This window comes from Anabaena sp. CA = ATCC 33047 (assembly GCF_963870205.1).
In the GTDB taxonomy this organism is placed as follows: Bacteria; Cyanobacteriota; Cyanobacteriia; order Cyanobacteriales; family Nostocaceae; genus Trichormus.
This window is the reverse complement of record NZ_CAWMSA010000044.1, coordinates 242,457-254,202: the sequence shown is the minus strand read 5'-3', so window position 1 is coordinate 254,202 and position 11,746 is coordinate 242,457. Positions and strand designations below refer to the sequence as shown.

Sequence of the window (11,746 nt, the reverse complement as noted above, 5' to 3'; positions counted from 1 at the left end):
TTAGTCTGACTATTTCCGGGATTTTCTCCAGCATTACCCACAGGTTTGTCGTTTCCTGGGTTGCCATTCATGGGAATACCTGTTGAGTCTGTCACTGGGTTGGGGTTGGGCGTGGGCGTGGGGTTAGTCTGACTATTTCCGGGATTTTCTCCAGCATTACCCACAGGTTTGTCGTTTCCTGGGTTGCCATTACTCGGATTACCTGATGAGTCGGGAATTGGGGTTGGTGTTGGCGTTGGTGTTGGCGTTGGTGTTGGGGTTGGCGTTGGTGTTGGGGTTGGGGTTGGGGTTGGCGTTGGGGTTGGCGTTGGGGTTGGGGTTGGGCTGGGTGTTGGGGTTGGGGTTGGGGTTGGGCTGGGTGTTGGGGTTGGTGTTGGGGTTGGGCTGGGTGTTGGGGTTGGTGTTGGGGTTGGCGTTGGGGTTACAGTAGGATTAAATTCTTGAGAGTTATTTAACAAAAGTTCTCCTGTTTCCAGCAAGGAATCCACAGGAAAAGCATCTGTGTTTGAGCCAGTAGAATTTTCTCTCAAGGGATTTTCCCTACCTGAGTTAGAATTAACTGTTAATTCTAAAAATGATGGATTGTCAATAATGCCTTGACCACTCAGAGGAGTCCATCTTGCTAAAGCTGCGAGAATTTCTGCTTGTATAGTGGCAATAATCGGATCTACTAAGGGTGTAATTTGTTTTTTAGTTAAGTTCAGTCCCCTAACCAAGTCACTGGTTTCATAAAAAGTTTGCAGATCAAAATCATATAAGCCTTGAAATTCGCCTTTAACTACTACTAAAAGTTGACCTGCTTGCAATTCTTGAGTTTGGGAAGCATCTTTATTTAAAACTGTAATCCCACTATTTGTCAGCGCGCCGACAATTGTCGTGTCTGTTATTTGATCATAGCGCACGAACAAGGCTGACCCTCGGATTGCTGCTGCTGCGCTGGGTGTTTGGATGCGTGTTTGTCCCCTTCCTGGTGGAATCAGTAGTAATACTGTGCCGTTGGATAGTCTAAAATTCCTGGTTCTAGGCAAAAATTGGAATAATGCTTGTTCCCCAACTCGCGCTAAAGAGCCATCATTGAAACGCAAATCTGCTAAAGAGGCTCTACCAGTCGATAGCCCATCCCCTGGAATCAGTGCATCTGCTGGACGGGCGGGACGCTTATTTTTGCTACTTCTGGGAATCAACTGTACAAAGTTACGCAAGCTTTGAATCTGGGCGCGAGTTAAGGGAATGTTAGCACTTACTAAACTGGGCAAGTTGATTAGTATGATTCCCCACAAACCAATCGCTAACTGCAATACTTTAAAACGCATAGTTCAAATAAGTAAAAATTGCACCGATACCAACCTAGTTAAAAATCAATTCTGAACTTTACAGATATTTACTCGCTAATTTTCTATTTTTCTTCGCTATTTTCTGAGTTAATTTGCTGTTAAAGATAGCTTAACTTTCTCTACGATACACTTAATGTCAGTTTGTGTCTGCTGAGATGATAATACATAAAATTAATTTTACCCGCCAATTGGAATCTATGCAAGAAATCATACAAGCTGCAAGTAACAGGATAGGAGGATAATCAGGTAAAATCATCTTTGGCTTGATTCTCTATCAGAGTCAGGCTATGCACAGCTAAAAACAGAAAACTCAGGGTATTAGCAACTGGCAAGCAATACCCACCCGACCACAATTTTCGTTAAGCAACTTTTGCCAGATTAGGGTACAGTAAACATTCTGGAGGTAATATTCTATAGTGTCAAAAGTGTCAAAACATTATATTTCTCAGTATAGTTAGTCACATTGTAACCACGGTAATTTTAGATAAATTCAAGCCATCTAGACAAGATGCAAATTCAGGGCTGGAAAAGATTTTTATTCACAATTTTGTTAGCTGTCATTGGTAGCAACACTTATTGCATTAGGGTAGATGCAGCATCCGTCAAAAAGTCAAATTCACACAATTGTCAAGATTATTTAGGGGAAATAAACAATCATGTCCTGAATAATCAAACAACTGATTATATATGCAAATATGAGCAGTTAAGAGTAGATAATTCTCAATTGCCACAATTTGAGATGTTTGATTTAGCATCTACAAAACAGATGCAATTTAATCAGTCACAACCGCAATTACTAACGGCTGAAGCGGAAAATCCGAGTCTTGTGCAACAGAGGAATGAATCGCCACAGTTAGAAACTCAGCCTGATATTTTCCCTCAAACTACCCCGCAACCAATAGAGGGATTACCAGATGCGTCTTCAGTCACGAGAAATCAAAGGTTAGAGAGGCTAATACAAAGGTTACGAGAGACAAAACTACCTAACCCTGAATCAGATGATTATCGGGAGTTGGGGTTAAGGGTGCGCCCCAGACAGCTACCACAATCACCTTTGGAACAACCAGAAATTCCACCGAGAAAAACAGCAGCACCGCAGTTTAAACCGATAGGTTCTTTACAAGCAAATGTTGGTTATTTTTATAGTAATAACATTTTTGCGTCGGATGTTGCTCCTATAAAAGAGGGCTTGTTTTTTTATGGATTAAGGTTAGCCTCGGCTTATTTTCCTTTGGGAGAACAGACTTATATAAATGGTTCAATTAATGGTAATTTAATTCGTTATGTAGACCAATCTAGATTTAATTATAACCAAATTAGATTTAATCTGGGGATTTACCAACAGCTATCCAGCCGCATGTATGGGGAAATTGGTTGGAGTAATCAACAGTTATTTTATGCTCAAAATAGTGATTTGTTTACAGCAGGCGATCGCTTCCTCGCTGAAAACTCATTTCGCCTCTCTTTGGGAAGGCGAGATACCCTCACGGAAAAGTTACGGCTAGATAGTTTTTATGAGTTGAGTTGGAATCTAGCTGAACCTGATAACCGTAGCCGGATGATTAATTCTCTGTGGTTATTGTTGAGTTATCAAATTCAAAAACCCCTAGAGGTGGGTTTAGGCTACCAGTTGAATTTATCAGATTTCACTGAGCGCGATCGCTTTGATAATTATCATCGGCTATTTACTCAAGTCAATTATCGCCTATCTGAATTTAATAGTCTGAATCTTCAGAGTGGCTTTAGCTTTGGTGATTCCACCGTAAGCAACATTGATTTTAATAGCTGGTTTTTTAGCGTCAACTATAACTGGGTATTAGGCGAATTTTGAAAAACCTGCCCCAGCCTTCTGCTATAAATAACATTGACAAAAACATCAAGTCTTGGTATATATCGTTATCGTAGGAGCAGTTAAGCGGATGATTACAGGTGAGATAAAGTCCAAAGTAGACCGCCTTTGGACAACTTTCTGGAATAACGGTATTAGTAATCCTCTTTCAGTAATTGAGCAAATATCTTACCTGTTATTCATCAAACGTTTAGATGACTTGGAGTTGGCGCAGGAGAAAAAAGCCAACAGACTCAATAAACCCATTACTAACCCGATTTTCGCAGTAGATAAACAACATTGTCGTTGGTCTTATTTCAAAAACCTGACTGATTCTGAGGAAATGCTGCGAATTGTCCGGGATAAGGCTTTTCCTTTTATCAAAACTTTGGGGACAACCGGGGAAGATAGCACCTATGTGCGCCACATGAAAGATGCTGTTTTCCTAATTGCTAACCCTGCGCTGTTGGCGAGTGTAGTCGGACAAATTGACCAAATCCCGATGGAAGACAGGGATACCAAAGGCGATTTGTATGAGTATATGCTGTCAAAGCTGACGACAGCCGGCACTAATGGGCAGTTTCGCACACCCCGGCACATTATTAAAATGATGGTTGAGTTGATGTCACCGGGCGCAAGAGAGATTATCTGTGATCCTGCTTGTGGTACGGCGGGGTTTTTGGTGGCGGCGGCTGAATATCTGCGCGACTTGAAAGATGCAGATGGCAATCTGATTTTAAATGCGCCAGGGAATCGGGAACACTTCAATAAAGAAATGTTTCACGGTTTTGATTTTGATGGCACAATGCTCCGCATTGGTAGTATGAACTTGATGTTACACGGGATTGAAGACCCGAAAATTGAGGCGCGGGATTCTCTGTCTGAAGATCATGCTGGAATTACCGAAGCGTTTACGTTGATTTTGGCAAATCCCCCGTTTAAAGGTTCGATAGAAAAGTCTACTATTGCTAAGGATTTAACTAAGGTTATTTCCACAACGAAAACCGAACTGTTGTTTATTGGGCTGTTTTTGCGGTTGCTGAAAATTGGCGGCAGGGCGGCGGTGATTGTCCCGGATGGGGTGCTGTTTGGTTCTTCTACTGCCCATAAAAAAATTCGGGAGGTGTTGGTAGAACAACATAAACTGGATGGGGTGATTTCTATGCCTTCTGGGGTGTTTAAACCCTATGCTGGTGTGTCTACGGCAGTGCTGATTTTTACCAAGACTGGGGCAGGGGGGACGGATTACGTTTGGTTTTACGACATGGAGGCGGATGGCTTATCGCTGGATGATAAGCGTCAGCCTGTGGAAGAGAACGACATCCCCGATTTATTGCAACTGTGGAAGGCGCGAAATCCTGAGACGGATACAGACCGCACCCTTAAGGCGTTTTTTGTACCCAAGGATGAGATTAAAACTAATGGTTATGATCTGTCGATTAACCGCTACAAAGAAATCGAGTATGAAGAAGTGAAGTATGAGCCGCCCAAGGTGATTTTGCAGAAGTTGCGAGATTTAGAGGCTGAAATTCGGGCGGATTTGGACGCTTTAGAGGGGTTGTTGGGATGAGTGCAGTATCTCCTTGGAAGGTTGTACCTCTACAAAATATAGCCGAACAGATAGATTATGGTCTAACTGCTTCTGCAACAGATTCAGGAAATGGGCCAAAGTTCCTTCGCATCACAGACATTCAAGAAGATAGAGTAGATTGGTCAACTGTCCCTTTCTGTAACTGTACTGAAGAAGACAGTAAGAAATATGCTCTTATGGAAGGGGATATAGTTTTTGCACGTACAGGAGCAACAACTGGTAAAAGTTTTCTTGTTCGCAGTTGTCCACAAGGTTCTGTGTTTGCGTCTTACTTGATACGAGTTCGACCTTCAGCAAAAGTTGTTCCTAGTTATTTGGCTCGTTTTTTTCAGACACCAAACTATTGGAATCAAATAAATCGAAGTGCAACTGGAACAGCTCAAGCTGGTGTTAACGCAAGTAATCTCAAGAAACTTGCTGTACCCCTTCCTCCGTTAGAAGAACAACGCCGTATTGCTGCGATTCTCGATAAGGCTGATGCTGTTCGCCGGAAACGCAAAGAAGCGATCGCACTCACAGAGGAATTACTGCGATCGGCTTTCTTGGATATGTTCGGCGATCCTGTTACAAATCCCAAAGGGTGGGCTTTGAGTAAGTTATCTGATGTGTGCGACAAAATAACTGATGGTACACATCATTCACCCCCAACTTTGAATAAGGGTATTCCCTACATAACGGCTAAACACCTCAAAGTATATGGATTAGATTTTTTTTCAGATCCTTGGTTTGTGTCAGAAGAAGATCATAAAAAAATCTACACTCGTTGCAATCCAGAACAAGGTGATGTTCTCTATATCAAGGATGGTGTAACAACTGGAATTGCTGCGATTAATAACTATGATTTTGAGTTTAGTATGCTGTCTAGCCTTGCACTACTGAAGGTTGGAAAAGCTATTATCAGTGAATATTTATGTGATTGGCTGAACAATGAAAGTGTTAGAACTAGCCACTTAAAAAATGTTGCAGGTGCAGCTATTACCAGATTAACCCTTACAAAGATAAAAGACTTTTATATACCTGTGCCACCTTTAACTTTACAAATTGAATACAAGATAATTAGACAAAAAATATCTAAAATGATGGTTAATATTAGGAAAGAGGAAACCGAATACTCACATCTTTTCAACTCCCTACTACAAAAAGCCTTTCGGGGAGAACTCTGAGCCAAAACTTAGATAACTTTGACATGAGATTTCAACCATTGTGTAAATACCTCACGCTCAAGTTGACCAGATGCTAGAGATAGTATAATTTCCTCCTGTTCATCAACAGAAGCTGCAATTTCCGGGAGCATCCCAATTTTGCAAAAATAACCGCAGCAACACCAAAAACTCTCTGAACTTTCTTACCTTCGTGATCTTTGCGTCCTTCGTGGTTCGTTTCTTCCCAGCCTTTGACATTGGGTAAAAATAAATTTACACATTTGGGATGCTCCCCAATTTCCAAACCATTCATCACCAAAAAAACTTCCATTGCTGCATGACCAATTCGCTTATTACCATCAATAAATGGATGATTCATTACCAGCGAAAAACCGATAGCCGCAGCTTGATCAACAAGTGTCGGGTAAAGCTCCTCACCACCAAATGTCATACGTGGTTGAGCAAGTGCAGACTCTACAGCACCTAAGTCTCGAATCCCCAAACTTCCCCCAGACTGCTCGATAATCTGACGATGAAGTTCAATAACTTCAACAAGTACCAAATAGCGAATCATGCTAATCGCCGATAAAGTTCAGCATTTTTCTGCATCACATAACTAGCTGCTTGGGTAAACTCGCCTTGAGGATGATTTAATAAATCTTCCAAACTTGCAGATAACAACTCTTCAGTAGACATTCCCAACTTTTGCGCTAATGCCTGCAACTTTTGCAGTTGCTCCTCTGAAATATTAATCGTTATCGTTGCCATATTTTTTATTTCAACTCAATTACTTTCCTGCTGTTCTAGTAAAACTACCAAATCAGATATTGCAGAAAAATCTATAGATTCCTCTCCTAATACTTCCAATTGTTCAGTAGATAATACTCGTAACCGTTCAATTATCGACGAGTCAATCTCACCAAAACGCCGAGTTAATTGACGCATCAAAAACCGAAAGGCTTCTTGTTGCTTTCCCTTTTGTAAAATATCCTGATAAATCACCGACTCCTGCATCGCATTTTCGCTTGATAACTGAAGAATTAAATTTGCTGTAGCCAAATTACTAAATCATCTATCGATGAAATTCTCAAAAGCTGTCTACCTAAAGCTTCTAACTGTTCCTTGCTTAAAACTTGGACTTGCTCAATAATTGACGCATCAATATTACCAAAACGTTCTTCAAGTAAAGACATACAAAAACTCAGAGCTTCTTGTTGCTTTCCCTTTTGTAAAATATCCTGATAAATCACCGACTCCTGCATGACATCCTCCCTTAAAAATTGCCTAATCAATCCCTTTTCAAACTTCAAACCCGCTAAAATCTCTGTATAAGCTGCAATATCTTGTCTAGTATCCCTATCAGAAATTCTAGCAACACTTTGGGCAACCTGGGATAGTAACCTTTGCGGTGAGGTTGTTTGTGTTAATGGTGCTAACGGTAATAATGCAGGATTATCTAGAAATCTTGTTGATTCTTGCTCCCACATCCGCAGAACTCGATAACGGTGAGTGGTTGTTTCATTGACATATTCTTCAGTAAAAGCAACTTCGTTATTTGTCTCTTGTAAAAAAATTACCACCTGTGTCACAGGGACATTATATTGACGGATTAACCTGACGGAATAATCCAGCATTCTGAATGGAAGCGGCGGATTTGAGATGGTGCGGGTTTGAAATTCAATATGTAAAATTCGATTGGCTGTTTGCAGAAATGTCACAGAATCAGCACGAATTGGTTCTAAACTCAATTCTGTTTTCAGTACCTCAACTGTTGTCGGTACTTCAGCCAGTAACCAACTCACAAATTCTTCTGGGTATTTTTCAGCTAAAGCTTTACAAACGTTGTCAAAACTCACAACTTATACCATGTCCGTTTGAATAGTTATCATATCTGTTGGGGTAGGGAACAGGGAACTTTATTATGCGCTGTAGAGACGTTGCATGCAACGTCTCTACATTGTATTTCTGTGCAACTTCATAGAGACTTGGTATTACACCCAATTTTACACCAATTCGCAATAGCCTACGGCTTCGCGTAACGTCCCGTAGGCATATCAGTAGGGTGCGTCAGATAGCAATAATATATTTATTCACAGTATTTAATCAGTCTGACGCACCCTACAATACTACAAAACTCACAATTAATACCCGATTTTACACCAATATTATTATTGGTAAATCAAATATTGCACCATTCTCAATCATCGTCAGGTGATGCACAGCCAACTACAAATGTAGAGACGTTGTATACAACGTCTCTACATTGATAGGGGAGAATTTTTTTGTCTTGCTTAATTTCACTGATGAACATACTGCCCTATTCAGCTATAGTTTATACTGTTTAAATACATCATTAATGGTAAACTGTGGAAGTAAGCGGGTATTTATGGCATCTAACTTTGACTTTCTCCAAAAACGTTACCCTGGTTTGTTTCAACACGCCAAAGAAGCCGAAAGCCTAGTTTACACCGCTCCCCGTGCCAGTTGCTTTTATTGTCGCTTCACCCTAGAGCAAGCTGTCCACTGGCTTTATGCTTATGATGCTAATCTGCAACTACCCTATGACAACAATTTAGGGACGCTCATCCACGAACAAACTTTTCAAAACAACCTCAAACCAGGGCTGTTTGCTAAAGTCCGCGCTATCCACAAAATGGGTAATATTGCAGTCCATAGATCGACAACTATTACAGAAAAGGATTCTCTGCACCTAGTCGAAGAACTGTTTCATTTCCTCTACTGGCTGTCACGCTCTTACTCTGAGGATATCAAAAATCATCCCGCAGTCAACTTTGACCGTGACTTAATTCCCTGTGCGACTCAACCGAACATTTCAGACTTGTCTGTAGAACAGTTGCAAGCTTTAGAAACGCAACTTTCCCTGAGTGAAGAAATGCGCCGCATCGCGGAAGCACGACAGCAGCAAACTGAGGCGGAGTTAACAGCCCTCAAGGGGAAAATGGCTACCCTCAAACAGCAAAATCTCGCGGTTCCCGACACCCACAATTACAACGAAGCCGCAACCCGTCACTATTTAATTGATGTTCTGCTCAAAGAAGCGGGTTGGAATATCAATCAATCCGGTTGCACAGAGTACGAAGTTGAGGGAATGCCTAACGATACGGGCAGGGGACGAGTAGACTATGTACTATGGGGTGATGATGGTAAACCTCTGGCGGTGGTGGAAGCGAAACGCACCCGTAAAAGTCCAGAAACCGGGAGACACCAAGCTAAACTCTACGCTGACTGTCTAGAAGCTCGTTTTCAACAGCGTCCGGTGATTTTCTACACCAACGGTTACAAGTATTGGATTTGGGATGATGTGAGTTATCCGCCTCGTGAAATCGAGGGTTTTCTTAAAAAAGATGAGTTAGAACGGTTAATTTTTCGCCGCACCCACCGCAAGCGGTTGCATTTGGTAAATATCAATCCGGCTATTGTTGAGCGCAGTTACCAAACTTTAGCGATTCGCAGCATTACCGAAGCCTTTGACGACAGAAAAGAACGCAAGGCTTTGCTGGTGATGGCGACGGGAACAGGCAAAACTCGCACGGCGATCGCATTGGTTGATTTGTTGATGCGTGCTAATTGGGTAAAGCGCGTTTTGTTTTTGGCAGACCGCAACGCCTTAATTACTCAAGCATTGCGGGCTTTTAAATCTCACTTACCCACTGCCACCGCCGTAGACATCACCAAATACGAGGCAACCCCAACTGATAATGTGGTGCTGTCTACCTATCCGACAATGTTAAACCGCATCAACCGCAACGATGGCGACAAACGCATTTTTGGCCCTGGACATTTTGATTTAATCATTGTGGATGAAGCGCATCGCTCAATTTATCACAAGTATCGGGCTATCTTTGATTACTTTGATGGGCTGCTGGTGGGGTTAACTGCTACCCCCCGTGATGAAGTTCACCGCGACACCTACCGCATCTTTGACTTAGAGGCGGGAGTTCCTACCTTTGCTTATGAATTGCGGGATGCGATCGCTGATGGTTATCTAGTCCCCGGTAGAGGGGTACAAGTGCCTTTCCGCTTCCTGCGTACTGGTATCAGATACGCTGACTTGTCCCCAGCCGAACAGGAAGAATATGAAGACAGATTCCGCGACGAGGAAACCGGAGCGATTCCCGACAAAATCAACGCCGCCGCCCTGAATGACTGGCTGTTTAACATCAGTACAGTGGATCAAGCTTTAGAGTTATTGATGCAACGGGGACTCAAAGTAGAAGGTGGCGATCGCCTCGGTAAAACTATCATCTTCGCCCGTAATCAAAAGCACGCCGAGTTTATCGTCCAACGCTTCAATCTTAACTATCCCCACTATCGAGGTGAATTTGCTCAAGTCATTCACAGCGAAATTACTTACAACCAAAGCCTGATAGATGACTTTTCCGAAGCCCATAAACAACCCACAATAGCGGTGTCTGTAGATATGCTCGACACTGGTATTGATGTTCCCGAAGTGGTAAATTTAGTATTTTTCAAGCCTGTATATTCACTGGTGAAGTTTAACCAAATGATTGGGCGTGGGACTCGCCTGTGTCGTGATTTATTTGGCGTAGACAATCATAAGACCGAGTTTTTAGTATTTGACCTGTGCAGTAACTTTGATTACTTCAATCAGCAGATTGCCGAATCAGAACAGAAACCCAGCGACAGCATCACAACTAAACTGGTGAGAACCCGGTTAGAGTTGAGTGAATTACTGCGCCGAGAAACTAACAACCCTGAACCAAACCAGTTACGCAGTAGATTACTAGACGACTTACATCAGCACGTAGCCACAATGGCGCGAGATAACTTTTTAGTTCGCCGTCACTTACAACAGGTAGAGGAGTTTTCAGAGCGATCGCGCTGGGATAATCTGAATAATGCAGATATAGACAACATTGCTCAATCTTTAGCCCCACTTCCCAACGGTTTACCCCAAGAGAATCATCCAGCTAAACGGTTTGATTTACTCTGTCTCAAACTGCAAATTGCTGTGATGAACAAGTCTCAAGATTTTATCAAGCTACGCGATCAAGTCAGGGATTTGTTGCATCAGTTGGAAGAAAAGCAGACTATCCCAATGGTGAAAGCCAAACTCGCCCTGATTGAAGACATCCAAACAGAAACATGGTGGTTAGATATCACACCTGAGATAATTGAGCAGATGCGTCATCAACTGCGGGATTTAGTGAAGTTTATTGACCCGAAAAAGCAAGTTATAGTTTACACAGACTTTGAGGATAAGTTAGGGGAAGTTACAGAAGCTAATATCCCGATGAGACAGACGGGATTTAGTCCCTACCAATACCGCAAGAAAGTAGAGGCGTATATTCGGGAACATGAGAATCAGATAGCGATCGCCAAACTGAAACGTAACGTACCCTTAACTGATGCAGATTTAGCATCTTTGGAGGAGTTACTATTTAATGCAGAAGCAGTTGAAAGTCGAGAACGGTTTGAAGAAGTTTACGGTAAAAATCTGAAGCTGTTCATTCGTCAACTGGTAGGGTTAGACAGAAACGCAGCCAAACAAGCATTTGCTAAATATTTAGAGGGTAGTAACTTTAATGCCACTCAAATCCGTTTTGTTAACACCATCATTGATTATTTAACCCAAAACGGTGTGATGGATGCCGGGTTACTTTATGAACCACCCTTTACAGACTTGCACTATGAAGGATTAGATGGAGTGTTTGAACCTGATGATGCTGACCAAATTATCTCTATAGTAAGTTCTTTTAATGCGATGGTGGGCAAAGAATTCGGCGCAGCGTAAGTTAACCAGACTAGAGTGTAGAGACGTTGCATGCAACGTCTCTACAAGATTTTGAAATTTTTTTATCTGGAAGTC

The 11,746-nt window shown here is 42.0% G+C and carries 8 protein-coding genes and 1 pseudogene; 4 read left to right on the top strand and 5 right to left on the bottom strand.

Annotated elements, in window-relative coordinates:
- Positions 1-1,313 (bottom strand): FecR family protein (locus AACS98_RS13015; protein ID WP_066380415.1); only part of this gene is annotated, 1,313 nt, incomplete at its 3' end.
- Positions 1,314-1,842: 529 nt separating this feature from the next.
- Here AACS98_RS13015 and AACS98_RS13010 point away from each other — a divergent pair.
- From AACS98_RS13010 to AACS98_RS13000, 3 genes are read left to right on the top strand one after another with little or no spacing between them, the layout of a single operon-like run.
- Positions 1,843-3,165 carry a hypothetical protein gene (locus tag AACS98_RS13010; protein ID WP_066380414.1) on the top strand — a complete coding sequence of 441 codons (1,323 nt, stop codon included), beginning with the start codon at positions 1,843-1,845 and terminating at the stop codon, positions 3,163-3,165.
- 52 nt (positions 3,166-3,217) lie between these two features.
- On the top strand, positions 3,218-4,732 hold the full coding sequence (locus AACS98_RS13005) for a type I restriction-modification system subunit M (RefSeq protein WP_232317151.1): 1,515 nt from the start codon (positions 3,218-3,220) through the stop codon (positions 4,730-4,732).
- Positions 4,729-5,916 (top strand): restriction endonuclease subunit S, encoded by a 1,188-nt coding sequence (locus AACS98_RS13000; protein ID WP_066380407.1) that lies wholly within the window; start codon positions 4,729-4,731, stop codon positions 5,914-5,916. Before AACS98_RS13005 ends, AACS98_RS13000 begins: the two co-directional genes overlap by 4 nt.
- Before the next feature lie 73 nt (positions 5,917-5,989).
- Here the strand turns inward: AACS98_RS13000 and AACS98_RS12995 are convergent, their stop codons facing one another.
- The 4 genes and pseudogenes from AACS98_RS12995 to AACS98_RS12980 all read right to left on the bottom strand — a co-directional run bounded on the left by AACS98_RS12995 (position 5,990) and on the right by AACS98_RS12980 (position 7,751).
- A complete protein-coding gene (locus tag AACS98_RS12995; protein WP_232317150.1) occupies positions 5,990-6,469 on the bottom strand; it encodes a type II toxin-antitoxin system death-on-curing family toxin in 480 nt (159 codons plus the stop codon).
- The gene (locus tag AACS98_RS12990) at positions 6,466-6,663 is read right to left on the bottom strand and encodes a DNA-binding protein (RefSeq protein WP_066380405.1); all 198 of its coding nucleotides are present in this window, start codon (positions 6,661-6,663) and stop codon (positions 6,466-6,468) included. Before AACS98_RS12990 ends, AACS98_RS12995 begins: the two co-directional genes overlap by 4 nt.
- A 15-nt stretch (positions 6,664-6,678) precedes the next feature.
- Positions 6,679-6,942 (bottom strand): annotated as a pseudogene (locus AACS98_RS12985) (DUF4351 domain-containing protein); the annotation flags it as partial.
- A complete protein-coding gene (locus AACS98_RS12980) occupies positions 6,936-7,751 on the bottom strand; it encodes a DUF4351 domain-containing protein (RefSeq protein WP_066380401.1) in 816 nt (271 codons plus the stop codon). The pseudogene AACS98_RS12985 and the gene AACS98_RS12980, both read right to left, overlap by 7 nt.
- A 530-nt stretch (positions 7,752-8,281) precedes the next feature.
- On the opposite strand from AACS98_RS12980, the gene AACS98_RS12975 reads away from it, so the two are divergent.
- Entirely contained in the window at positions 8,282-11,671 is a 3,390-nt protein-coding gene (locus AACS98_RS12975; RefSeq protein WP_066380399.1) for a DEAD/DEAH box helicase family protein, read from the top strand.
- Positions 11,672-11,746: the final 75 nt, after the last annotated feature.